Source organism: Planctomyces sp. SH-PL14 (genome assembly GCF_001610835.1).
Lineage (GTDB): Bacteria > Planctomycetota > Planctomycetia > Planctomycetales > Planctomycetaceae > Planctomyces_A.
On the sequence record NZ_CP011270.1, the window covers coordinates 5,436,225 to 5,461,632 of the forward strand.

The window sequence follows — 25,408 nt, forward strand, 5'->3', positions numbered from 1 at the left end:
GGTGATTGGGCCGGTGAAGTTGGGGGTATTGACTCGTCCTGTGATTCAAACATCCCGGATCAGCCGATCTTCAACGACTGCCGAAGCGTCCCCATCGTCGCCTTTTGCCGCTGCTGAACGAACTCACGGGCCGCCTGGACGCGGGCCGCAGCAAGCGCCGGATCCTTCGCGATCCCAAGGACAGTCGGAACGATCCGCGCCACCTCGTCCTCCTTATCCATATCGAACAGCCAGTCCTCCAGGCCGATATCCCGCCACATGAACCCCTTGCTTGTCTGTTCGCTGAACCGGCAGACGACCGCCGGGACGCCGTTCCCGATGCACATGATCGGAGAATGCATCTCCAGGCCGAACAGCCCCGCCGAGCGGACGTAGGTGCTGAGGGCCTCGTCGGTCAGCCAGTAAGTCGAGCGGTGGACCACCCGCTTGCGGACATCCTCCGGCAGCGGATCGAAAAGCATCTCCTTCGCCACGTCCATCTGGCTCTGGTCCTCGGGGCAGAGGAGGACCTTCATGTCGGTGTTGCGGACCACCTCGATGATCGCCTGCCGCAGCGGGGCATGGTCATGTTCCTTCAGCGACGTGCTGTGGGCAAAGCGGCGGACGTCCTCTTCGGTCTGCTTGCGGTTGTGGATCTTCCAATACGGCGTGTAGCGGAGCCGCGGGATGCAGCAGAGGAATTTTCCGCGCGCGAGGTCGTGCTCCTTCAGGAACTTTTCGGCGGCGTCGTCGTTCCGGAGGTCGACCGCAAAGGCTCCGTCGGGACCGAACTCCATCACCGGGCAGGTGACGCCGTTGTCCTTCGCGAACTGGAGCGAGACGGTGTCCCGGAAGAAGGCGAACCGGGCCGCGGTCAGGAGGCCGCGAAGCTCGTCGGTCATCGCCCCGATCGTGATGCCATAGACGCCGTACGGTTTGCCGGTCTTGGCCTTCCACTCGGCGACTTGCTTCTGTCCCACGAGCGACGGCCCCGAGCCGTGGAGGAGGAAGTCGCACTCGTCGAAGGCGCGGGCCACCGTCTCCTTGTCGAGCGCGAAGCGGACCTTGGGGAACCGCCGGCGGAGCATCGCCTCGACCCCGTTGCCGACGTTGCCGGGCCAGAGGGTCACCTCCGCCTCGGGGAGGTGGTCCTCCAGGAGCCGCAGCACGCCCGGCGTGTGGGCGATGTCGCCGATGTTGACCGTCTGCCAGCTGGACCGCAGGAGGATCCGGGGCGGACGACCGTCAGCAGCGGCGGCCGTGGTGGCCCGAAGCGAAGCCGCAAGCGTGGCCGCGAGGCCGGCCGAGAGAAACTGCCGGCGGTTGAGCGAGGCGAGTGGAGACATATTGGGTGACCGAATGCGCGAGGTCGGGGCGCAGCTTCATCGCCGGCTGCGCACCTCGCAGAGTATTCGAATCGCCCGAGCCCGTTAAGCGGGTTCCGCGCCCGGCTTTTCGGCGGACGGTCCCGCCTTGATCGCCTGACAGAGCTCCTCGCGGACGATGTTCATATCCCGCGGAGCGTCGATCCCGATCTTCACTGTGTTGGGACCGATCCGGACCACCGTGATCGCGATGTCTTCGCCGATCAGGATCCGCTCACCAGCCTTGCGTGACAACACCAGCATGGCCAACCCCTTTCCTTGACGGGGAGTGCCGCACTCGGCTCGAGGACCAGAAAACCATTTCTGAGGGCTAAAGCGCCCGGAAAACTCGAACCGCTGGGCACCATCCTGACGCAATCGGGAAGCAATACAAGGGGCAGACCCAATCCAACCCGCATGAATCAATCTGACTGCGTTATCAAAAGGATAACGGCACGCCCCCGCAACGCCAGCCCAATCCGGCGCAATTTCCAGCGGCCAATTTTCCAACAGCCCAAAACTTGAGCAGTGGCGATCGGTGCCTGCTTTTTGAGCAGCTGGCGGCGACTGGAACTGGTTTAGCTGCACTTGGTGTGCAGGTGTCGGTGGTCCGTCCGGCAGTTTGTGCCTGCTGGGCCCCTGTTCCATCGGCTATCCTGTTTCCCATGCCCCAGGAACAACCTTTCCGCCCGAATTACCGGCGCGTCTGGCTGACGTGTCTGAAGAATTCCTTTGCGCGCGAACTGTCGTTCCGCGGGAACTTTCTGATCGAGCTGTTCACGAACGCGTTCTGGATCACGTCGCAGGTGCTGCTGTTCGAGATCATCTACGCGAAGACGCCGGGTGTGGCGGGGTGGACGCGGGAGCAGTACATGGGGTTTATGGGGACGGGGCTGTTGATCAATGCCCTGGTCGAGTTCTTCTTCATGCCCAACTGCGCGAACTTCAGCGAGCTGGTGCGGACGGGGAATCTGGACTTCCTGCTGCTGAAGCCGATCGACACGCAGTTTCTGGTGTCGCTGCAGTCGGTGGATCTGGGGGTGATCTCGGAGATTGCGGGGGCGGCGTTGCTGTTGGGGTATTCCGTGATTTACTCGGCGGGGTCGATCACGCTGATGCAGGTGGTGCTGTATCTGTTGCTGGTGGCGGTGGCGGTGGCGTTTTACTACAGCCTGATGATTGCGCTGGCGAGTACGGCGATCTGGCTGGGTCGGAACCAGACGGTGTATGAGTTCTGGTTCTACATCACGGTGTTTGGTCGGTATCCGTCGAACATTTACCGGCAGCGTCCGCTGGGTGAGGTGATCTGGTTCGGGTTCTCGTTCATTGTTCCGATTCTGGTTGTGGTGACGGTTCCGGCGCAGGTGCTTCTGGGGAAGGTGTTGGAGCCGAATCGGTGGATTCTGGTGGTGGCGCCGTTGGCTGCGGTGGCGGGTTTGTTTTTGTCGAGGCGCGTGTTCAACACGGCGCTGGCGAGTTATCGCAGCGCGAGCAGTTAAACCGCGCGTTACTGGCGGCTCCAAGATCCGGGGTCCAGGGGGGCACCCCTGGTGGGGGATGCAAGGGGGCAACGCCCCTTTGCCCGCCGGAGGCCCGTCTCGTAGGGGATTTTCTGAAGGAGCACTTGTCCAAGCGCGGACGCCGTGCCGGATGCCCCCCACACCAACCCGCTCTGATTCCAGGCCGAGCTGTGCAGGGAAACCGGGTTCTCATCGCAGGCATCTTCTCGTTGGAGTTCATGCTTCGGCGTGCCCCGCTGGCGTCGTCCGCTCGAAGACCACCCGGTAGGCAGCCTGAAGCATGAGCTCCAGCGCCGCCCCCCTTCTTCAACACCGGCCGCCGCCAGGAAGTCCCGCCAGGGACGGCCGAAAATAGCCCACCCTTTCAAGGGTGGGTCTCAGGTCCCGTTCGCCGGCGCAGTCCCGTCAGGGACGAAAGAACTCCTCTCCGCGGAACCACGACGCAGCGCGGCACACAAATAAGAGGAGCACTCCCTGGCGCGACAACGCTTGCTCTGCACTCAAGGCGGGTTGATGTGGGGCATCCGGCACGGCGTCCGCGCTTGGACACTCACTCCTTCAGGCATCTCTCGACGGCCAGGCCTCCGGCGGGCAAAGGGGCCTTGCCCCTCTGCACTCCCGACCAGGGGATCCCTGGACCCGGTTGGCTGACAACGATAGCGCCCGCCTCCCCATCGCTGGGCAGAACACTCCCCCATCTGCCAAGATGCCCCTCCACTTCCCCCGGACCAGCTCGTTCTCGCTCCGATCGAGGTCTGACATGCGAATCATCGCCGCACTCGCGCTCCTCCTCTCGCTCCTCCCCGCCCCCCTCCCGGCCGAATGGAAACCGGCCGACTCACCACTAATGACCCGCTGGGCCAAAGACGTCCGCCCCGGCGCCGTCCTCCCCGAATACCCCCGCCCCCAACTCCGCCGCGACGCCTGGCAAAACCTCAACGGACTCTGGGACTACGCCATCACCGACCGGAAAGCCGGCCTCCCCACCCAATGGGACGGCCAGATCCTCGTCCCCTTCGCCATCGAGTCCGCTCTCTCCGGCGTCAAAAAACGCCTCGAACCCAACCAGGCCCTCTGGTACCACCGCACCTTCACTCTCCCCCAGACCGACGCCTGGAAAGACCGCTCCATCCAGCTCCACTTCGGCGCCGTCGACTGGGAATGCGACGTCTACCTCAACGGCCAGCGCGTCGGCGGCCCCGACGCCCACCCCCACCGCGGCGGCTTCGACCCCTTCACCCTCCGCCTCGACGGCCCCGGCGCCACCCTCAACCGCACAGGCGAAAACCACCTCGCCGTCCGCGTCTACGACCCCAGCGACGACGCCCCTCAGCCCCGCGGCAAACAGGTCCGCAAGCCCGAAGGGATCTGGTACACCCCCGTCTCCGGCATCTGGCAGACCGTCTGGCTCGAACCGGTCCCGGAAACCTACATCCGCGGCGTCAAGTTCACCCCGGACCTCGACGAGATGGCCATCTCGGTCCAGCTCGACGTCGTGAACCCCAAGCCCGGCATGAAAGCGGGGATCTTCGTCCGCAGCCTCCCCAACGGAGTCTCCGGGGTCTTCGCCAAGTCGTGGCACATGGAGCTCGACAAGCCCTTCGTCATTGAGTGCTCCAAGTTCAGCGGCAAGTTCGGTCAGCCGGACCCCAAGGATCTCAAACCGCACCTCTGGAGCCCCGACCACCCGCACCTGATCGACGTCCTGGTCGGACTGGTCGAAGACCCCAAGGCGGACCTCGGAGGCTTTGGGAAGGATTGGACGGCCAAGCTCGACGTCCCCGGCGAGGACAAGAACGTCCCTGCCGTCGCCCTCGTCGACTCCGTCCAGAGCTACACCGCCCTCCGCAAAACCGCGGTCCAGAAGGACGAGCGGGGGATCAACCGGATGTTTCTCAACAACGAGCCGGTCTTCCAGTTCGGCCCGCTCGACCAAGGATGGTGGCCGGACGGGCTCTACACCGCCCCGACCGACGAGGCCCTCAAGTTCGACATCGAGGCGACGAAGGAACTGGGCTTCAACATGGCCCGCAAGCACGTGAAGGTCGAGCCGGACCGCTGGTACTACTGGTGCGACAAGCTTGGCCTCCTCGTCTGGCAGGACATGCCCAGCGGCGACCGCAACATCAACCCAAACGAGCCGGACCACCAGCGGACCGCGGAGTCCGAGGCGATCTACCGCCGCGAGTGGGAGGCGATCATGAAAGCCCTCCACAACCACCCGTCGATCGTCGTGTGGGTCCCGTTCAACGAAGGCTGGGGCCAGTTCAAGACGAACGAGATCCTGGAGTGGACGAAGAAGCAGGACCCCTCGCGCGTCGTCGACGGCCCCAGCGGCTGGGCCGACCGGGGCGAAGGGGACATGCATGACATGCACCACTATCCCGGCCCGTCGATGTTCCCGGTCAGCGAGAAGCGGGCCACCGTCCTCGGCGAGTTCGGCGGCCTCGGCCTCCCGGTCGAAGGGCACACCTGGCTCCAGAAGGGGAACTGGGGCTACCGCTCCTTCGAGAACAAGGAAGCCCTGACGGCGGAGTACGACCAGTTCATCGCCCAGCTCCCGATCCTGATCGGCGAAGGTCTGGCGGCGGCGGTCTACACCCAGACGACCGACGTCGAGATCGAGGTCAACGGCCTGCTCACCTACGACCGTGCCATCTACAAGATGGACCCCAAGCACGTCGCCGAGACGAACCGCGCCGTCTACGCCCCCCCGCCGCGGGTCAGCACGCTCGTCCCGACCTCCGAGGAGAAGCCGCAGGAGTGGTCCTTCACCACGGACAAGCCGGCCGACGGCTGGGAAGCGGCCGACTTCAACGCGTCCGGATGGAAGAAGGGCCCCGGAGGCTTCGGGGCTCTCAACCCGCCGGGCTCGAAAGTCCGCACGACATGGGACACGAAGGAGATCTGGGCCCGTCGTGAGTTCGATCTCCCGGCCGCGGAGGTGGAGAACCTCTGGCTCCGGATCCATCACGACGAAGACACGGAGATCTATCTCAACGGCAAGAAGATCGGGGAGACCCACGGCTACACGACGCGCTACATCCAGATCCCCGCGATCGCCGGCAGCGGCAAATCGCTCCGGCCGGGCCGCAACGTCCTGGCAGTCCACTGCCGCCAGACGGGAGGCGGCCAGTACATCGACGTCGGGCTCCTGGACGTCCGGAAGGAAAGTCCGGCCCGCTAGGAAAATCCTCCCGCCGGCGGATCGAATCGGGAGATTGTGTTTGACCCCGTGAAATCCAGCGCTGATACTCCGAAGACCCCTTCAATGCGTTCGTCTCCACTCGCGCTCAGACGAGTGACGAAGTTGCAGCCGGTTCCGGCCTTCCGTCTGGAGTTCTCCACATGCTTAAGCCCCGTCGTGGAATTTCGTCGCGCGGATTCACCCTGATTGAGCTGCTGGTGGTCATTGCGATCATCGCGGTTCTCGTGGCGATCCTGCTTCCCGCCGTCCAGCAGGCCCGCGAAGCGGCCCGCGTGTCGCAGTGCAAGAACAGCCTCAAACAATGGGGCGTGGCACTGCACAACTACCATGAGACGCACGGGATCTTCCCGCCCGCTCTGCTGAACTCCGGCCGCTACAACAACACGGCCTTCTATACCAATGGAAACCGCGTCCTGAACACGACCGGATGGACCTTCCTCCTGCCGTTCGTCGATCAGGGGGCTATGTACAACAAGTACGACTTCAACGTCTGCTCGAGCGTCTCCTCTCCGTATTCCCTCCCGGTGGCAGGAACCGACACGACGAACGTCGCGGTGATCAACACGAATCTCCCGCTGCTCAACTGCCCGTCCCATCCCTCGGGAGGGCAGGAGGTCACTGCGGCGGCCGGCACGGTCACCGACTTCTATTCCCGCAATCGCGCCCGCCGATCGAGCTACGCGTTCTCCTCGGGAACGTTCACCGACTACGACGCTCCCTTCGAATCGACGATCGGGGACATCCGCCGGGGAGCCTTCGGCAATAACGGCGCGGCCCGGATCCGGGATATCCCGGATGGGACGAGCAATACGCTCGCCATCGCCGAATCCTGGAGCGGCGACGATTACAAGACCTCTTCCAGCTACGGCCCCTGGGGCCTTGATGGGACGCATACCTGCTGCCACGCGCGGATTCCCGGCGGCTCGTCGACCGCGCTGACGTCCGCGACCGTCGCCGCCTACACCGCCGACTGGTCGATCAACGCCGCCTATATCGGCGATGCCAGGGGACGGCAGTACGCGTGGGGGATGGGAAGCGGCCACGCCGGCGGGGCCAACATGCTCATGGCGGACGGAGCGGTCGTCTTCATGTCGGAGAGCATGGACTATCTCAACCTCTCGCGGCTGGCCTACATCAAAGACGGCGCCTCGGTGGATCCTCTCTGACGGATGGTGATCGGCCCGGACTCGATCAGGGTCCGGATTGTCGCCGCCTGATCCCGAACCGGGGCCCGCGCCTCCTTCGGGATCGGGCGCGTCGCCGCTCGGCGCATCCGGCCGTTGCGTGTCGGCCTGATCGTTCGCCTCGTCTCCCCTCTGCGATCGATTCCAACTCCGCTTTTCCAGGACAGTCTTTATGCCGTTGCTGCCATCGCCGCGTTGTGGCCGGGGGGCCGTTTCCGTCACGGCGCTCCGCCTCGTGCCTCGTGCTCTTGTAGTCGTGGCACTCGTGATGAGCGGGTGCGGAGGGAGCAAGAAGCCGGACCGGGGAACCGTCCCGGTATCGGGGACCATCACCTACCAGGGAAAGCCCCTCCCGGACGCCAGCATCTACTTCTTCTCCGACAAGTTCTCCGCCTACGGCAAAACGGACGCGGAAGGAAAGTACCGCATTGCCCAGGGAGCGATCCCCGGGGAAAACAAGGTCTTCGTCTCCAAGATCACGGGAGATGCGAAAGCGATTCCCAACCAGATCGCCGACGACCCAGGGCAGGTCGCGGCCGCGAACGCCGCCACGATGAACGACCCCAATCGCCCCAGGAAGGTCCCCCGGGGCGAGCTCCTCCCCCCGGAAATGAGCGATCCGGAGCGAACTCAGCTGACGTTCAAGGTTCCCGCGGAGGGGACCGAGATGGCCAACTTCAGCTTCTGACCTCGTCCGCTCATCGCTGCAGCGACGCCCTCTCCCCTTGACCGGCGCAGCTCGCCCGTAACTGGCCCGCGGATCGGACGCGCCTCATACTGGGCGACGGGTCCAGAGGAGCGCGCCATGAGACGACGGGCAGTGGGGCTGATGGTGGGAACATGGGGGGCGCTGTGCGCCGGGTTCGTGCCGGCTCAGGGCCAGCCCTCTCAACCCCCGGTCGCGGCCGAGACCCGCGCGCCGGACGCCGCCGCCGCGGTGCCGTGGACGACGCGGTACGCTCCCCCTTCCGACCAGGTGAAAGAACTCCAGCAGATCGTCTCCTGGAATTTTCAGGAGCAGTCGTTGGAAGAGGTGGCGAAGGCGATCGGGGAGAAGACCGGCCTTACCGTCGTCATTGCCCCGGCTGTCGCCGCTTCGGGGCTCGCTCCTGAGGAGTTTGTTGGCGGCGGATTCTTCTTCAGCGGTGGAACGGGAAAGCCGCGTGATCCGAACCAACCGCTCAAGGAGACGGTGACGTCCCGCGTGGACGAAGTCCCTCTCTGGTCCGCGCTCTGCGCCCTCGTGACCGACGCCCACTATGGAGAGGACATCGCCTGGGAGTACCGGGACGGCGTGATCACGCTGAGTGTCGCCTGGGCCTCGGAGGAGCACCGCCGCCCCCGGCACTACGATCTCGCGCCTCTCGTCGATCGAAAGGTGGATCTCACCCGGCTCAAGCGGATCCTGGAGCGGTCCATCGTGGGACCGTGGGACTTTGAGGAACCCGGAACCTCGAATTCCTCTGTGATCGGCCGGACGCTCGTCGTGAATGCGTCGCAGAGAACGCAGCGCGAAATCGAGTCTCTGCTGGCGGGACTGCTCCGGCCGGAGGCGTCGGAAGTCATCCTCAACGAGCCCCCGCAGAACGAACGGATCCGCGCGGCGCTCGCCCGCCCGTTCACCGCCAATTTCCGCGGAGCCACGCTCCAGGAGGTCGCGGCGGAGATCGAGCGGCAGATGTCGATCCCGGTCAGCGTCCACCGCAACTGCGAGCCGGTCCTCCCTGGCGATCCCGTGCCGCGGATCACTCTCCAGCTGCGGGGCAAGCCGCTCAGCCGCTTCCTGGAACTCATGCAGGCGACGACGACCGGCCTCGACGAAGACATCGATGTTTTTCCCGACAGCGGCCGCCTCCTGTTCAAGAGGAGTACACTCAAGTTCGCGTTACTCGAGCCCCGGCTCTACGACCTCCGGGACTTCGAACGGGCGGGGCAGACGGAGGCCCTGGTGGAATCGATGCAACTGCTCGTCTATGGCCCCTGGGACGTGGACGAGCCGGGGACGGGAACACTGGCGATGCTTTCCCCGGACCAGCTCCTTGTCCGACAATCGCACGCGACACACGTGCGGGTCGCCGAATTCCTCCGGAGCCAGCGGGCCCTTCTGAGCCGCAATCCCACCACCGGCCGACGGATCGAGACCCGGGCCTACTTCGTCAAAGCGTCCGACGCCGAAGCGCTGCGAGGACTGATCGTCGGAACCGTGGCCCCGGGCACCTGGGGCGCCGGTGGCCCGGGGACGCTCAGGGGGTTCCCCATTCCTCGCGGAAAGTTCCATCCCTACTTTGGCGAGTCGCTCTTTGGCCTGGGCTGTTGCTCGAAGGACCCGTACGTCCCACCCCCCAAGGAGCCCGAGCCGAACCCGGCCAAGCCGGTCGAAGAACTAATTCCCAAGGCCTTCAAGAACACCACGGCGGACCACTACGGGCACGAGGAGAACGCGCTGCGAGCCCGCGCGGCCCTGCTGGGGGCCGAGACGCTGCCGCACACCGTCCTTGTCGTTCGCCATGAGTACGATGTCCACCGCCAGATCGACATGCGGATCACGCAGTTTTTCGTCGATCGTCCGTATGAGATCTGCCTCGGCCTCGCATCCCAGTACTCCTACCTGATGGACGACGTCGAACTGCCGCCGGCCGAATCCAGGCCGCAGTGAGCCCGTTCGCCGGGCGGCGGTGTTAATTGAGTCGAGCGTTGCCGGTTCCGAGTCGTCGTGAACCCGGGGAGGTAGCGGAATCCGATGATCGACGACGAGCGACCTGCAGAGGACGACCGCGGTTTCTTCCGCGTTCTGATCGGCGATGGGCGGCCGCTCATCACGCTGACGGGGTTGTGCCTCGCGCTCTCGGGAGCCTTTGCGATCTTCCAGTCGGCGACCGGGCACTTCCTGCCGCACGACATTTCGTTTCTGCGGATGTCGGCAGAGGAGCTGTGCGGGATCAATGAGTGCCGGATCGTTCACTTCATGTTCCATGACCGGGTCAGCTTCGGCGGGTCGCTGATTGCGATCGCTGCGCTCTACCTGTGGCTGGCCGCCTTCCCGCTGGCGGCGGGGGAGGCGTGGGCGTGGTGGGCGCTCGCGGCGAGCGGGTTGACGGGATTCGGGAGCTTTCTGACGTATCTCGGGTACGGCTATCTCGACACCTGGCACGGCGCGGCGACGCTCTGCCTTCTGCCGTGTTTTGCCGGGGGGCTGCGGCTCTCGCGGCGACTTGTGACGGAGCACGCGGGTGAGACCGGACGCGAGGTCTCGCTGCGGTCGTTTCCGTGGCTGGCCCCGGAGCCGCGGTGGTTCTCGACCGCCGGCTTCGGACGGCTGGCCCTGGCGGCGACGGCGGTTGGGATGATCGGCGGCGGGCTGACGATCCAGACGATCGGGATGACGCAGGTTTTCGTGGAGACTGATCTCGTCTACATGGGGCTGAGTCGCCAGACGCTGGCCGCGATCAATCCGCAGCTCATTCCGCTCATCGCGCATGACCGGGCGGGCTTTGGCGGCGGTGTGGCGACGGCGGGGCTGTTGTTCCTTGCGAGTGTCTGGTGTGCCCCGATGACCCGCTCGCTCTGGCAGGCGCTCATGACGGCGGGGCTTGTCGGTTGGATGACGGCGATCGGCGTTCATCCCGCGATTGGTTACAACGACGCGTGGCATCTGGCTCCGGCGGTTGGTGGAGCGAGTCTTTTTCTGTTGGGGATGCTTTGTGCGTGGGATGGTCTTGGCAGCTCTGCGCGAGACGCCGACCTCACGCCAGAACCGCGTACTTACAGCTGAACGTCGTGCGCCTCGTTGGCCTCACCGGGTCCAGGGGCACCCTGGTCAGGGAGTGCAGAGGGGAGAATCCCCTTTGCCCGCCGGAGGCCTGGCCTGGATCGCTCTCTCTGAAGGAACGCGTGTCCAAGCGCGGACAACGTGCCGTATGCCCCCTCACCAACCCGCGGGGATTGCAAAGCCAGCGGTGTATTTTGAGGGAGTCCTCAACACTGGTCCCACAAAGGGAGCGTCCGTTGTGTCCCACGGTTCCTCATGGAAGCGCCTCCGGCGGCAAGGGGGCGAGGCCCCCTTGACCCCGGCGGCCGTCGCACGTTGGGTTTGAGCTAACGACGCTGTGCCGGCAAGGACGGTGTTACAACCCCGTCAGCGTCCCCGTCGAATCCGCAAACGCCTCCACCTCCACACCCATCTTCTGCACCAGCGTCAACAACACATTCGACATCGGCGGATGCTTTTCCACATCAAACGCCAGATGCCGCCCATGCGTTAGCCCCAGCTTCTGCCCTCCAGCCACCAGCAACGGCAGATTCTTCGGCGAGTGCTCGCCCCCCTTACCCGAGTTCATCCCGCTCCCATAAAGGACCATCGTCCGATCCAGCATCGCCCCATCCCCTTCCTCCGTCGAACGAAGCATCCCCAGAAACCGCCCCAGCCGCGACAAGTGAAACTTGTCGATCACAGCGAGCTTCGACAGCATCCCGGCATCGCCCCCGTGGTGCGAAAGCTCATGGTGGTTCTCCCCACCGCCGCCATACCCCCCCGCCTCGCGGGACCATTCAAAGGTAATGACCCGCGTCGTGTCCGTGATGAACGCCAGATAGGCCAGCTCCAGCATCACATCAATCCACATCGGCCGGTCATGCGCGTTCCCCGGCTGACTCGAAAGCTGCAACCCCGTCTCCGGCACCTCCGCCTTCGGCCGGTCGATCCACGACTGCAGCCGCTCCACCTGCTTCTCGGTCTCCCGGACACTCGAAAGGTACTCGTCCATCTTCCTCCGGTCGCCCGTCCCCAGCCGCCGATCGAGCGTCTGGGCATCGGCCGCAATGTCATCCAGGATCGACCGCCGCTCGGCATACCGCTTCATCGTCGCCGCCCGGTCCCCCGCCGACTCCGCCACAAACAGCCGCTCGAACAACCGCCGCGGCGAGTTCTCCGTCGGCAGCGGCGTCCCGTTGATGTCGAACGACAGCGTATGACTATGCCCCGCCGCCCCCGTCCCCGACATATCGCCCAGCTGCAGCGACGGGTACCGCGTCTCCCGCCCATGCTTCGCGGCAGCGAGCTGATCGGCTGACAACGTGTTGGTGTAGTCCGCCCCCGGCTTGCTCTTGAGGTGCGCCGCGGTCAGCCACGTATCGGCCCCGCTGTGCCCCCCTTCGGAGTGCGGATGCCCCAGCCCCGAGAGCACCGAAAACTCGCCGCGGTGCTCCTTCAGGGCTTCGAGCGTCGGCGAAAGCGTGTATCCCGTCCCGGCGTCCTGCGGCACCCATTCGACGATGTTGACCCCGTTGGGGACATAACAGCAGATCATCCGCGGATGGCTGAGGTTCGACTTCTCCCACGACTTGAACGTCGACGGAGCCGCCAGCGCATGCGGCAGCATGGCGTCGAGAAACGGCAGCGCCACCGCAGCCCCGGCAGCGCGGAGCAGATGTCGACGGGAGAGAGCGGGGCGGCGGATATGGAACATGGTGGGGGGGGGGCTAGGGGCTGGGGACGAGGTCTAGGGAAAGAGAGGAGGGAGAGCTGTGTCTGATCCCTCGTCTCTAGACCCTAGTCCCTCGTCCGTCTTCACTTCCTCGTGAACGGCTCACTCTGCACGATGAACTGAATCAGCGCACCGAGCGCATACTTGTTCTGCTTCAGGTTCCCGACGGCCGCCTGGACTGTCGGCTGGTCCGCCAGGCCGAGTTCGCGGCCGCAGGCGTAGGTCAAAAGCTTGGACGACAGGCAGCCGAGGAACTGGTCCTCGCGCTTCAGCATCGCGGCCTGGAGTCCCGCCACGCCGCGGATCTCCTCGCCGTCGGGCATTTTGGATGAGGCGTCGATCACCGGGTCATCCCGGCCGACCCGTCCCTTGTAGCCGAACCCTTCCTGCGAGCGCCATTCGCCCGCCGCGTTGAAGTTTTCGAGGGCGAACCCGAGCGGGTCGATCTTGTTGTGGCAGCGGGCGCACTGCGGCAGCTCGCGGTGAATCTCCAGTCGCTTGCGAACCGTCGCCTTGTCGATCCCCGGCACCTTGGGAGCGATCTCGCCCGCGTTCGCCACCGGCAGTCCGGGGTCGGTCCCGAGGAGCGTCTTGAGGATCCACGTGCCCCGCTTTACGGGCGAGGTCCGGGTCCCGTTCGAGGTCGTGGTCAGGATCGAGGCCTGCGTCACGATCCCGCCCCGCTCGACTCCCTTCGGAACGGCCACGCGGCGGAACTCGTCCCCGCGGACATCCGGGATGTCGTAGAACCGGGCCAGCCGCTCGTTGATCGTCACAAAGTCCGAACGGATCATCTGCCGCACGTCGAGGTCGTGCCGGAGGAACTCCGCAAAGTACGCCTCCGACTCGCCGACGATCGACGTCTCCAGGTGCCGGTCGTACTGCGGGTAGAGGTCGGCGGCGGGCGGGTTCGCTCCCACGTCCCGCAGCCCCAGCCACTGCCCGGCAAAGTTCGTCACCAAGGCGTCCGACCGGGAATCGGCGAGCATCCGGTCGACCTGCTTCCGGCGGACCGCGGGGTTCTTGAGCTGCCCCTTTTCGGCGAGCGACAGCAGTTCTTCGTCCGGCATGCTCGACCACAGGAAGTACGACAGCCGCGACGCCAGCTCGACATCGCTGAGCGACTCGGCCGTCGGTGCCGCAGCCTTTGCCGTGGAGGCCACTTTGTCGATGCGCGGCGTCTCGACGAGGTAGAGAAAGTGCGGCGACGTCAGCACCGCAACGAGCGGGAGCTTGATGGCCTCGACGAAAGCTTTCTCCTTCCGCGCCGCCGCGAACAGCTTGAGCTTCGCATCGACTTCGGAGGGGGCGACCGGCCGGCGGAACGCGCGACGCATGAACTTCGTCAGGACCTCGCGGGCGTACTCGGTCTCGTTCGACTTCTGTTTCGGCGAGGGGAAGAGGATCGCGGTGTGCGACGTCGGGGGCCACGCGTCGTAGAGCGGCCCCTCGATCTCGAACCATCCGAGCAGCAGTTCCGGCCGGGCAAAGGAGTCGTGCCCCTGCATCCAGAAGTTTTCCAGGACGCGCGGGAGGGCATAGGCGTACTCGAAGCCGATCCCGGCCGACTCGGTCGTCATCCGCGTCCGGTACTCGTAGACCTTGGGAGCATCGGCCGGGGCGTCGACGTCGAACTCCGCGATCGTCCGGGGCTGGGAGCCGAGCTGCACGTTCAGCTTCACCCGCGGTGGGCCGTAGTCGTACATCCGGTCGGCGCGGAAGTGGGCCAGGTCGTTGTCGTACGCCTCCTGCGTCCACCGCTTCCCCTTGGGGTTCTTGGCGTCCTGCTCGTCGCGACGGTGGGCCAGCATCTTCTCCGCCGCGGCGACGACCGCGTCGCGTTTCGGCACGCGGCCGGCGGCCTGGAGGCGGATGACGTAGGTCCCCGCGGTCGGGACGCGGAAGTCACGGGCCCCGACCCCCTTGTCCCACGAGTTGTGATGGACGACGACCCAGTCCTCTTCCTGCTGGTTGTTGCCGCCGTTGACGAGGGGGTTGTTCCGTTCATCGAGCCGTTTGCGAGTGCGGTCGGCGGGACCGACGCGGGGCTCGAACCGCCAGCGGATCGACTTCGGCTGGTCCCCTTCGACGAGGGCCCGGTCGAGGATCTGCTGGGCGGCGGCGAGAGTCATCTCGACGTGCAGGGGGGAGACCGTGAGGGCTCCGCCGTTGTTGTCGAAGCCTCCGGCGGGTGGGTCCTGAGGGAATCCGGAGACGTCGAAGTCGATGCCGATGAGGTCGCGGATCGTATTGTGGTATTCGTTGCGGTTGAGTCGGCGGAGGACGGCGCGGTTCTCGCGGGCGACCAGTTCGGCGCGGACGGTCTGCTGGGTGATCCAGTCGACGACGGCCGCCACCTGCTGCGGGGTGGGCTGCTTCTCGTCCTCGGGGGGCATTTCGTGGGAGTTGAGGACGTTGACGATCTCGCGCCAGCGGTTGCGGGTGGCGGGGTCGGTGAAGTTGTTGGGGAGGCGGTCGGCCGCGACGGAGAAGTTCCCTTCGAGCTTTGTTCCGGCGTGGCACTTTGTGCAGTGGGTCTTGAAGAACGGGGCGACGACGGTGTCGTAGCCGCGGGTGTCGGCGGTCCAGGCCGGCGGTAGGCTGGCGGTCTTGTCCTGGGCGCGGGCGCGATTCGATCCGGGGAGCGCGCCGAGCGCAGCCAGACACACAAGAAGCAGAGTGCGGAACGCGGAGCGCATGAGCGGCCGATGCGGCGAAGGAGGTCGGGAACCCGAGTCTGGATCATACGGTCGAGTGCTATCAAGACGCCACAGGCCCGCGTCCTCGCCGGCACGACGTCCATAGCTCAAACCCAACGTGCTACGGCAGCCGGGGTCAAGGGGGCAACCCCTTGCCGCCGGAGGCACTCCTGTGAGGAACCGTGGGACACAACGGACATCCGCTTTGTGGCACCGGCGTTGAGGACTCCCTCAACCTACACCGCTCGCTTTGCACTCCCCGCGGGTTGGTGAGGGGGGCATACGGCACGCTGTCCGCGCTTGGACACTTACTCCTTCAGACATCTCTCGACGAGAGGGCCTCCGGCGGGCAAAGGGGCGTTGCCCCCTTGCATCCCCCACCAGGGGTACCCCCTGGACCCCAGTGAAACGGCCTCTTATCTGTGTCCATCTGTGTTCATCTGTGGCTAACTCCCTCCATAGACCCGTCACCTCTCGCTAGATATAGTCAACTTGTCTTGACTTCTCCACCGCGTCAAAGGGTCAACGCATGCGGACGCTCTCCCGCTTCGCTCTCTCGGCCGGCCTCACACTCGCCTGCCTCTGGCCAACCACCCACCTCCTCTTCGGCCAGGACCCCGCCGCCATCGCTCCCAACGAACCGGCCACCCTCAAAGCCGAACCCGAGACCGAAGAGAAAACCCTCGCCCGCAAACGACTCGAACTCCAGGCCCAACGCATCGGCACGATGAAAGTCGCCTGGAAAGAAGCCGATGACGACCTCCCCACCCAGTTCGAAACCACCCCCATCTTCAAATACGACGACCCCGCCCGCGGACTCGTCTCCGCCGGCCTGTGGCGCCTCGGCCCCAAAGGCCGCCCCCTCGCCATCATCTCCACCGAACTCCAGCCCCGCTTCTACGGCAGCCCCCGCATCATCTACGAATACCTCTCCCTCACCCCCAAAGCCTTCAGCATCACCTCGACCGACTCCCGCTGGGCCCCCTCCGCCAGCGAGATCGAATTCAAGCCCATCCCGAACGCCCCCGAACCTGCCGAGAACGCCCCCCAGCGCCTCATCCAGATGCGGGCCCAGGCCCGCCGCTTCACCGCCTCGGAAGTCGTCAAAGAGCGGTTCGAACTCCGCCTCATGCCCCAGCCCATCGAACGCTACACCCCGGAGGGATCCGACCGCGCCGACGGCAGCATGTTCCTCCTCGCCTTCGGCCTCAATCCCGAGGCAATCCTGTTCATCGAGTCCGACGGCAAACAGTGGAACTACGCCATCGGCCGCCTCGCCGGCGCGAGCAAGATGAACGCCGAAATCGACGGCCAGCCCGCCTGGGAAATCGGCCCCGTCAAATACGGCTGGCAGAACTCCTACACCGCCTCGAACTCTCAGGCCGACATCCCCGGCATCGCTCCCAACGGCACGCCGGTCAAACCGATGGAACCGTGATCGGACAACATCGTCCGGGGCGGGCCGTTCCCGCTCCCCCCCTTGACGATGCCATTCCAAACGGGGCAGACTGCTGTCGACAGGCCGAATCAGACGGCCACCTGCTGAACTTGGACTCGAATCCTCATCGCGAGGGGGCCATGCGATCTCGTCTTCTTTTCGCTCTGGCGGCGCTGAGTGCCTCGACGGCCTTCGGTGAATGGAAACCGCCCGCCGACCCCAATCCCAGCGCCATCCTGCAGGAGGCAGTGGCGGACAGGACCGCGCGGCGGTACGAGGACGCGCTCGCCAAGCACGTCTGGTTCCACGAGCACGCCCTGGAATACGAACAGGCTCAGTACGGCGTCCGCCTCTCGTTTGCCCTCGCATACTGGGCGGAGCTGGGCAAGGTCTATTCGCCGGCTCAAAAGAAGCTCGAAGAGATCCGCGACGAGACCGAAAAGAAGGTGCTCGCCAATCCGACGGAATCGGCCCCTTTCCACGACCTCACAGCTCTCAACAAGACCCTCCAGGATGAGATCCGGACCCGGGAAACATTCGAAGCGGTCGAAGCCAAGGATGCGGTCGCGGCCCGCACGCTGTACGACCGCGCCCAGCCCGCGCTCGTGAAGACCAAGGCCTACAAGCTCTGCGGCAAGTACATCGACGGTCCGCGGGACTTCAAGGCGGCCCAGAAGAGTCTCGAGGAGGGGCTGCAGCTCGCCAAAGACCCGCGCTTCGGCCCCTCGCTGGAATCGCACTACAGAAATGCGTTCCGAAACAAGGTGACAACCCTCGTGGCGCTTCTCGTCGTCAACGAGCGCAAGGACGAGGCGGAAACGGTCGCCAAGTCCGCCCGCGCGGCCTCGGACGACACGGTGCTGTCCAAGCAGCTCGACCTCGCTCTCGAAGGCAAAGTCCCCCCTCCGTGGCCATAACCCCCTGCAGCCAGGGCGGAGCGGGGCGGGATCGCATTGAGTCGAAGGGCCATCGTTCCGCGGATCGCAGGACAACATGCATTCCGGCCAGGTCTTCTTGTATGTGATCCTCGCCGCGGCGGTTCTCCCGCTTCTCCTTTGCAAGGACCCATCCGCCTCACCTGCAGGCCGGGGCGACAACGCGGACGGAAGGCGCCCCTCCGACGGGGGTGGCGGTGGTGCTGGCCATGACTTCATTACAGGCGACGGCTCCGAAGGGAGCGACGCGGACTGCTCGGGCGGAGGCGGCGACTTCGGCGACGGAGGAGCGGGCTCCAGCAATGGCGGAGACGGTGGCGGAGGGGGCTGTGGAGACGGCGGTGGTGGAGGTGGCGACGGCTGAGGAGGTGACGGTGGCGGCGGAGACGGGGGCGGTGGATGGGGCTGAGCGGGGGCGATTCGCGTGGGGAACGGCTCATATCGGCCCACAGGGCCATCCGTTCCCCCAGCCAGAACCAACGGCCCTGGTTTCGCCGACAGACCGGATGTCGGCCCAACGGGCCAACCATTCGCGTCTCCTCGCGGGCCTGGACGTTTCCGCTCGGTCACCGTCCGGCAAACCTAGAACAAACCGGCGACAGCACGGAACAGGACAAACGCTCCGGTGAACAGGCAGATCAAGGCCAGAAAGCTCAGAACCGCCGTGAAAAGCAACCGTAACCGCTCGACCGCGAGAGAGGCGACCGAAGACATCGGTCCCTGGCGGATGAGCTCAACGATGTCGATCCCGTCGATTTCTTCCGCGAGAGACGGAGCGTCGAGACTCTTCGCCAGCGACTGAAGGGCTGCGGCGTACTTCTCCCGCGGAACTTCGACGTTCAGAATATTCACATCGCGTCGAATCTGGATGGTCATGGGCTCTCCCGATCGCCTCAGAACTCCAGCATCGCGTCTGGACTCTGGCTGGACGAGTCGCGGTGACGCGATGCCGCCGACGGGCCGCGGCCCGACCTCTACGGTCGTTCAACTCGGGACCGCTTCGCCCGGCCCGCCGCCCCGGTTGGCCAGCCGCTTCAGCCGCACCCCCAGCGCGATCGACAGGATCCCGAACGTGATCGCGTTCGCCCCCACGATCCACGCGATCGTCACCAGCCCCGCCGCCGGCCAGAGCAGGAGCAGCACCCCGAAGGCGACCGAAGCCAGCCCCGCCAGACCCAGCAGCAGCTCGTCCTCAATCACCTTCCGCAACCGGATCGCCGCCACGATCTCAAAGATCCCCCGCAGGATCGCCCAGATCGCCACAAAGGCCAGCAGCACCACGGCCGTGATCCCCGGCCACGCAAAGGCCGTGATCCCCGCCAGGATCCCCAGCACTCCCACCAGGATCATTCCCCACCACGCGCCCCCTTCGACGCGGCCGGTCATCGCAATTCCCAGGACCGTCGCCCCGTCGATGATGACGTGGGCGGCGTACAGCAGGACCAGCGTCAGGACGGTGATCCCCGGCCAAGCAAACGCCATGATCCCGAAGGCGATGGCGCAGATTCCGCGCACCAGAAACATCCACCAGTTACGAGTGAGTCCGGCCAGCATAGCGACACCTCAGAAGTGGGAGCACAGGTGAGTCGATATGGTACCACAGGAACAAGTCGAGCGCGATGTTGGCCCGCGCCCTCTCCTCCCTGGCGGACTGGTAAAACCTCCGGGAGGGCGAGGCTCCTGCCGAGCCGCAAGCCGGCGCGGGCGTCGATCCCGGTTCGGACGCAACCTCACAACGGACGACTGCACAATGAGAACGACCAAACGTCGGTGGGATCGTCAATGGCGGACGAGGATCGTGCTGCTCGCGTGGGTTTTGTCGCTGCTGATCCTCACCACTGTGGGACAGCCTGAGTCCCGCGCCGCGGAGCCCGTCATGCCCGAGCACTGGATCGAGCGCCCGTCCCTCCCCGACCCGCGAGGCTTCGCCAGCATGTTCGCCGGCGTCTCGAACGGCGCGATCCTCGCGGCCGGCGGCGCCAACTTTCCCGGGGCCCTGCCGTGGGAAGGGGGCCGCAAGGTCTGGCACGACCGGATCTTCCTCGCCGACGTGAAGGGGGGCGCATGGAGACTCGCCGATGAGAAGCTCCCCCGGCCGCTTGCCTACGGTGTCTCGGCGACGTGGCGGGACGAGATCCTCTGCGTCGGCGGCGAAACATCGATCGCCGATCCCCCGGGATCGCAGTACCGATCGGAAGCGTTCTCTCTCCGCTGGACCGGCCAGGCGATCGAGCGAACCGACCTCCCGCCGCTCCCGCAGCCGATCTCCAACGCCTGCGGCGCGCTGATCGACTCCCGCCTGTACGTCGCCGGCGGCGCGTCCTCGCCAACCGCCACCAGCACCCTCCACACCTTCCTGATGCTCGACCTCGCCGCCCCGGCCGCGGAACGAAAGTGGGCCCCCCTCGACCCCTGGCCCGGCCCCCCGCGGATGCTCGCCATCGCGGCCGTTCATGACGGCGCGTTCTACCTCCTCAGCGGCACCGACCTCTCCGCCGACGTCGACGGCAAACCCCAGCGCAAGTACCTCCGCGACGCCTACTGCTTTACCCCCGCACACGGCTGGAAGAAGCTGACCGACCTGCCCCGCGCCGCCGTCGCCGCCCCCACACCCGCCCCGGTCCGCAGCGGCCACATCCTCGTCATCAGTGGAGACGACGCCTCCCAGCTCCACCTCCCGCAACCGGAGCGAACCGGCTTCCCCGCCGACATCCTCGCCTACGACCCCGCGACAGACCGCTGGCTGAGCGCCGGCCGCAGTCCCGCCCCCCGCGTCACGGTTCCGACGGTGAAGACCCCGACCGGCTGGCAGATCCTCAGCGGAGAACAACGCCCCGGCGTCCGCTCGCCGCAGGTCTGGGAATTTCTGAGTACGCCCCCCAAGTAGTCCGACCGACACCAGCCCGACGCGCAAGCGAGGGATCACTCCCCTCGCCCTTCGCTTGAGCTTCGGGTGAGTGAGCCAAAGATGGAACGGTGCGCGGTGTGGGAGACAGCACGACCGCTTTCCAAGGGCACGCCCACAGCTGAGCCGCGCCGGCGTTGTTGCGGTTCATCAGCCTTCGGGTTTTTGAAACACAGAGACGCAGAGGACACGGAGAGGAAGGATGCAGAGGCCGGGCGGGAGGCCGTGGGGACCACCTTCCTGCCTTGATCTGTGTCCATCCGTGTTCATCTGTGGCGCCCCCTCTTTCCCTAGACCGCTTGCGAACATCTTCATCTCCTGTCGTCCCTCTCCGTGTCCTCTGCGCCTCTGTGTTTTCCATCTCTTCTCATCAGGACCCTGCAGAGCGCCGAGATGGCCTGGGCGCGGTGCTCACTCTGTGGCTCAGTAACGGGATTCCGCCTTAAGCCTTCCGCCTCACCTCTTCCCTCTCCATCATCCAACTCCCCGGCCACCTCGCGGAGCGCGCTCATGCCTGCAGACCGTCCGTCTCTCTCTCTCTCCCTCCGCACCGCTTGGATGGTCGTGGCCCTCCTGTGGCCCGTCGCGCTGCTGAACTATCTCGACCGGCAGATGCTCGCCTCCATGAAGTACTCCGTCATGGAAAGCATCCCGACGATCGGGTCGGACAAGAACTGGGGCTACATGCTCGGCCAGTTCAAATGGGTCTACGCCTTCCTCAGCCCCATCGGCGGCCTCATCGCCGACCGCATCGGCCGCCGCTACACCATCTGCGGCAGCCTCTTCGTCTGGTCCGCCGTGACGTGGTGGACCGGCCACGTCAACAGCTACACGGAGCTCCTCTGGGCCCGCTCCCTGATGGGAATCAGCGAAGCCTTCTACATCCCCGCCGCCCTGGCCCTTATCGCCGACTACCACACCGGCCACACCCGCTCCCGTGCTGTGGGCCTCCACCAGATGGCAATCTACTGCGGCGTCATCGTCGGCGGCTTTGCGGGCTACATCGCCGACGACCCCCAGCTCACCTGGCGGTTCGCCTTCGATGTCTGCGGGATCTTCGGCATGCTCTACGCGGTTCCGCTCCTCATGATCCTCCGCGACGTCCCCCGCGACACCAGCGCCAACGCGGCCGACACTCCGCGGACCACCTCCGCCGCGGCGACGATCACGCAGCTCCTGACGAACGGATCGTTCATCCTCCTCGTTCTCTACTTCACCCTCCCGGCCCTCGCCGGCTGGGTGGTCCGGGACTGGATGCCAGCGATCCTCAAGGACAAGTTCCACATCGGCCAGGGGCAGGCGGGCGTCTCCGCCACGCTCTACTGGCAGGCGGCGGCGATCTTCGGAGCGATCCTCGGCGGCTGGATGGCGGACGGCTGGATGCGGCGGAACATCCGCGGCCGGATCTACGTCAGCGCCCTTGGGATGGTCCTGATCATTCCGGCGATCTTCGGACTCGGCTACGCCTCGACGCTCGGGATGGCGATTGCGCTGCTGGTCCTGTTCGGTCTTGGCTGGGGCCTCTTCGATGGCAACAACATGCCGATCCTTTGCCAGATTGTTCGTCCCGAGCTCCGGGCGACGGGCTACGGCATCATGAATCTTGTCAGCATCAGTTGCGGCGGACTCGCCGACTGGGGTTTCGGCGAGATGCGCGACCGTCAGGTCCCGCTGCATCTCATCTTTGGTCTGTTCGCCGCCTGTGCCGCCTTCTCGGCGATCCTCGTCCTCCTGATCCGCCCAAGAGCCGATCTCAGCGGAACGCCCTCCTGAATAAACCGGGTCCAGGGGCACCCTGGTGGGGAGTGCAGAGGGGCAACGCCCCTTTGCCCGCCGGAGGCCTGGCCGTCGAGAGACGTCTGAAGGAGCGAGTGTCCAAGCGCGGACACCGTGTCGGATGCCCCCTCACCAACCCGCCGCGGCTGTAAAGCGCGCGGTGAGTTCTCAACGCCGGTTCCACAAAAGGGACGTCCGTTGCTTACCACGGTTCCTCATGGAAATGCCTCCGGCGGCAAGGGGGCGTGGCCCCCTTGACCCCAGGCTGCTGTCGCACGTTGGGTTTGAGCAATGGAAGTCCGTCCGGCAAGGACACGGGTTGAGCCCTCGCGACAAGCGGACCCCCAACCCAACCGGCGAAAACTGCGTTTCCCAACACCCCCCCAACCAACTCCACTGGACGGTTCCCGGCAGCTCCAGCGACAACGACGCCACACGTCGTTCCGCTCGAGGTCCCGCATCATGCCCTGGAAGCCGCTCTGCCTCCCGCTGCTCGCCCTGCTGCTGAGCGCCGGCTGCGTCACCCCCCTGGGTAAGAGCCGGACCGCGGCCCGCCACTCCGACTCCGAAGACGAGGACGACGACGACGCCACCCCGGAAACGATCCGTCGCCACACCGGGAAGCCGACCTACGAGCCGGACCCCTGGAACATCAACAAGTGGCTCAAGGACGAACGGACCGCCGAGATCGAACGCAACCTCGGAGTCCACTGACCCCGCCCGGTCGCCGCGTCCCGAGTCGTCCCCCGACATCGCTCCACCGCGTCCCACCCTCCCGCTCCTGACCCGCCGCCGCAACGCCGCTCTCCCCCCGGATGAGCCGCCGCGGCCTCTCGGAAAACTCACTCTCGCGGCCGCTTGCTCGCCGCATTCCGCCCCCGTACGCTCACGCTCCAGATCTTCCTCCGGTCCCGCCACCCCGGCCTGAGATGAGACGCGTGGCGCGATCGGCCCGGCCTCTTTTCCGAGGATGTTCAACATGCTGTTTCGGTCGCTCTCGATGCTCGTGGGATGGGCCGCCGCCCTCTCCGCCTCCGCTGCCTTCGCGGACGTCAAACTCGGCTCCCCCTTCCAGCACCACATGGTCCTGCAGCGGGACGCCAACGTCCCCGTCTGGGGCTGGGCCGACGCCGGCGAAGGAGTCACCGTCACCATCCGCGGCCAGGCCAAGTCCGCCAAGGCGGGCGACGACGGCAAGTGGACCGTCACCCTCGACCCCCTCTCGGCCAGCAGCGAAGCGACCTCGCTGACGGTGAAGGGAAAGAACGAGATCAAGCTCGACGACGTCCTCGTCGGCGAAGTCTGGGTCTGCAGCGGCCAGTCCAACATGGAATGGTCCATCGCCGCCTCGATCGATCCCGACCTGGAATCGTCGGGCGCCAACTTCCCGCAGATCCGCCTCCTCCAGATCCCCAACGTCCCCATGATGGAGCCGCAGCAGACCTGCGGCGGCGAGTGGAAGGTCTGCACGCCGGACGCCGTCCGCGGCTTCTCCGCCGTCGGCTTCTTCTTCGGCCGGCAGCTCCACCAGACCCTCGGCGTCCCCGTCGGCCTCATCGCCTCGGACTGGGGCGGCACCCCGGCCGAAGCCTGGACCAGCCCGGAAGCGATGGCCGGCACCGCCGAACTCCAGCCGGTCGTCGACCGCTGGAAGGGAATGGTCGCCAACTATGAGAAGAACAAGGACGTCGTCGGCCAGGACGGCAAGAAGCCCCAGGACCCGACCAAGAACCCGCACCACCCCAGCGTCCTCTACAACGGCATGATCGCCCCCATCGCCGGTTACGCCATCCGCGGCGCCATCTGGTACCAGGGGGAATCGAACGCCAGCCGCGCCTACCAGTACCGCCTCCTCATGCCGACGATGATCCAGAGCTGGCGGACCGCCTGGAAGCAGGGAGACTTCTCCTTCTACCAGGTCCAGCTCGCCAACTTCATGGCCCCCAAAGGCGAACCCGGCGACAGCGCCTGGGCCGAACTGCGGGAAGCCCAGATCGTCGCCACCAAGGCGATCCCGAACGTCGGCGCTGCCTGCATCATCGACATCGGGGCCGAGAAGGACATCCACCCCAAGGACAAGCAGAACGTCGGCAAGCGCCTCGCCCGCCTCGCCCTCAACCGGGACTACAACCGCAAGGACGTCGTCCCGCACGGCCCGCTCTACCAGTCCTCCGAGGTCAAGGAGGACAAGTGCGTGATCAAGTTCGACATCGCCGGCTCCAAGCTGATCCCCTACTACGGCCAGCCCCTCAAGGGCTTTGCCATCGCTGGTGAAGACAAGGCCTGGAAGTGGGCCGAAGCCAAAATCACCGGTCCGGACACGATCGAAGTCTGGAGCAAGGACGTCCCCGCCCCCAAGTCGGTCCGCTACAACTGGGCCGACAACCCGAGCGGCACGCTCTATAACGAGCTCTACCTCCCGGCCTACCCGTTCCGGACGGACGACTGGAAAGGCGTCACGGCTGACGCGAAGTAGTTGACCAGCGACCGAATCGTCGAACCCCCACGCCCCGCCCGGTGTCCCCCAGGCGGGGCGTGTTCATTTCCTCACCCGTCCGCGTCTGAACCGGTCCGTTCCCGTTCCCGCCACCTCCAGCGCCGACGGAACCCCCGATGTTGATCCGGTGTCTCGGCTGCGAAGTCATCCACGATTCCGCGGCGGCAGTCTGCCCCGGCTGCGGCCGCTGCCCGAACTGCGGAGACCGCCGCATCTCCAGCCGGGACCTCCAATCCCACCACCTGTGCCCCCAGTGCCGAACCCCCTACTGCAGCGGCTGCAGCCGCTGCCACCAATGCGGAACCGTCCGAACGTTCGAAGCCCCACCCTGCCGCTGCGGATTTCCACATCAACCGGGCCTGATCGAAGCCCTGGAGAACCGCTGCGGAGTCCCCTCCGGCGAATGAATCCGAAGCCCGC

General features: G+C 65.8%; 19 protein-coding genes. 13 read left to right on the forward strand and 6 right to left on the reverse strand.

Annotated elements, in window-relative coordinates:
• Window positions 1–59: 59 nt before the first annotated feature.
• Together VT03_RS20660 and csrA are read right to left on the reverse strand one after the other, a co-directional pair.
• Complete coding sequence (locus VT03_RS20660; protein WP_075094737.1) at window positions 60–1,325, reverse strand: polysaccharide pyruvyl transferase family protein; 1,266 nt, start codon at window positions 1,323–1,325, stop codon at window positions 60–62.
• Between the two features lie 84 nt (window positions 1,326–1,409).
• A complete protein-coding gene (gene csrA, locus VT03_RS20665; protein WP_075094738.1) occupies window positions 1,410–1,607 on the reverse strand; it encodes a carbon storage regulator CsrA in 198 nt (65 codons plus the stop codon).
• A gap of 401 nt (window positions 1,608–2,008) precedes the next feature.
• On the opposite strand from csrA, the gene VT03_RS20670 reads away from it, so the two are divergent.
• The 6 genes from VT03_RS20670 (at window position 2,009) to VT03_RS20695 (ending at window position 11,027) form a co-directional block, all read left to right on the forward strand.
• Window positions 2,009–2,842 (forward strand): ABC transporter permease, encoded by an 834-nt coding sequence (locus VT03_RS20670; RefSeq protein ID WP_075094739.1) that lies wholly within the window; start codon window positions 2,009–2,011, stop codon window positions 2,840–2,842.
• A gap of 781 nt (window positions 2,843–3,623) precedes the next feature.
• The gene (locus tag VT03_RS20675; RefSeq protein WP_082846390.1) at window positions 3,624–6,050 is read left to right on the forward strand and encodes a glycoside hydrolase family 2 protein; all 2,427 of its coding nucleotides are present in this window, start codon (window positions 3,624–3,626) and stop codon (window positions 6,048–6,050) included.
• 161 nt (window positions 6,051–6,211) lie between these two features.
• Window positions 6,212–7,237, forward strand: a complete 1,026-nt coding sequence (locus tag VT03_RS20680; RefSeq protein ID WP_075094741.1) for a DUF1559 domain-containing protein — start codon at window positions 6,212–6,214, stop codon at window positions 7,235–7,237.
• Window positions 7,238–7,523: 286 nt separating this feature from the next.
• Entirely contained in the window at window positions 7,524–7,943 is a 420-nt protein-coding gene (locus tag VT03_RS20685; protein WP_075094742.1) for a carboxypeptidase-like regulatory domain-containing protein, read from the forward strand.
• Between the two features lie 117 nt (window positions 7,944–8,060).
• On the forward strand, window positions 8,061–9,911 hold the full coding sequence (locus VT03_RS20690) for a hypothetical protein (protein WP_156514655.1): 1,851 nt from the start codon (window positions 8,061–8,063) through the stop codon (window positions 9,909–9,911).
• 84 nt (window positions 9,912–9,995) lie between these two features.
• On the forward strand, window positions 9,996–11,027 hold the full coding sequence (locus VT03_RS20695; protein WP_075094744.1) for a hypothetical protein: 1,032 nt from the start codon (window positions 9,996–9,998) through the stop codon (window positions 11,025–11,027).
• Window positions 11,028–11,379: 352 nt separating this feature from the next.
• On the opposite strand, the gene VT03_RS20700 is transcribed toward VT03_RS20695, so the two are convergent.
• Entirely contained in the window at window positions 11,380–12,657 is a 1,278-nt protein-coding gene (locus VT03_RS20700) for a DUF1552 domain-containing protein (RefSeq protein WP_231870487.1), read from the reverse strand.
• 164 nt (window positions 12,658–12,821) lie between these two features.
• A complete protein-coding gene (locus VT03_RS20705; protein WP_075094746.1) occupies window positions 12,822–15,437 on the reverse strand; it encodes a DUF1592 domain-containing protein in 2,616 nt (871 codons plus the stop codon).
• Between the two features lie 529 nt (window positions 15,438–15,966).
• Here VT03_RS20705 and VT03_RS20710 point away from each other — a divergent pair.
• Window positions 15,967–16,875 (forward strand): hypothetical protein, encoded by a 909-nt coding sequence (locus tag VT03_RS20710; protein ID WP_075094747.1) that lies wholly within the window; start codon window positions 15,967–15,969, stop codon window positions 16,873–16,875.
• A gap of 140 nt (window positions 16,876–17,015) precedes the next feature.
• Complete coding sequence (locus VT03_RS20715; RefSeq protein WP_075094748.1) at window positions 17,016–17,792, forward strand: hypothetical protein; 777 nt, start codon at window positions 17,016–17,018, stop codon at window positions 17,790–17,792.
• Window positions 17,793–18,392: 600 nt separating this feature from the next.
• Here the strand turns inward: VT03_RS20715 and VT03_RS20720 are convergent.
• Window positions 18,393–18,686: a hypothetical protein gene (locus VT03_RS20720; RefSeq protein WP_075094749.1), complete on the reverse strand. Its 294-nt coding sequence runs from the start codon at window positions 18,684–18,686 to the stop codon at window positions 18,393–18,395.
• Between the two features lie 108 nt (window positions 18,687–18,794).
• Window positions 18,795–19,334, reverse strand: coding sequence for an HdeD family acid-resistance protein (locus VT03_RS20725; RefSeq protein ID WP_410000424.1), 540 nt, complete (start codon window positions 19,332–19,334; stop codon window positions 18,795–18,797).
• A gap of 274 nt (window positions 19,335–19,608) precedes the next feature.
• Here VT03_RS20725 and VT03_RS20730 point away from each other — a divergent pair, with 274 nt between their 5' ends.
• From VT03_RS20730 to VT03_RS33685, 5 genes are all read left to right on the forward strand, one after another.
• Window positions 19,609–20,697 (forward strand): galactose oxidase, encoded by a 1,089-nt coding sequence (locus VT03_RS20730; protein ID WP_156514656.1) that lies wholly within the window; start codon window positions 19,609–19,611, stop codon window positions 20,695–20,697.
• A 528-nt stretch (window positions 20,698–21,225) separates the two neighbouring features.
• Window positions 21,226–22,488 carry an MFS transporter gene (locus tag VT03_RS20740; RefSeq protein ID WP_075094752.1) on the forward strand — a complete coding sequence of 421 codons (1,263 nt, stop codon included), beginning with the start codon at window positions 21,226–21,228 and terminating at the stop codon, window positions 22,486–22,488.
• 465 nt (window positions 22,489–22,953) lie between these two features.
• On the forward strand, window positions 22,954–23,205 hold the full coding sequence (locus VT03_RS20745) for a hypothetical protein (RefSeq protein WP_075094753.1): 252 nt from the start codon (window positions 22,954–22,956) through the stop codon (window positions 23,203–23,205).
• A 265-nt stretch (window positions 23,206–23,470) separates the two neighbouring features.
• Entirely contained in the window at window positions 23,471–24,967 is a 1,497-nt protein-coding gene (locus tag VT03_RS20750; RefSeq protein WP_197489028.1) for a sialate O-acetylesterase, read from the forward strand.
• A gap of 137 nt (window positions 24,968–25,104) precedes the next feature.
• A complete protein-coding gene (locus VT03_RS33685) occupies window positions 25,105–25,395 on the forward strand; it encodes a hypothetical protein (RefSeq protein WP_156514657.1) in 291 nt (96 codons plus the stop codon).
• Window positions 25,396–25,408: the final 13 nt, after the last annotated feature.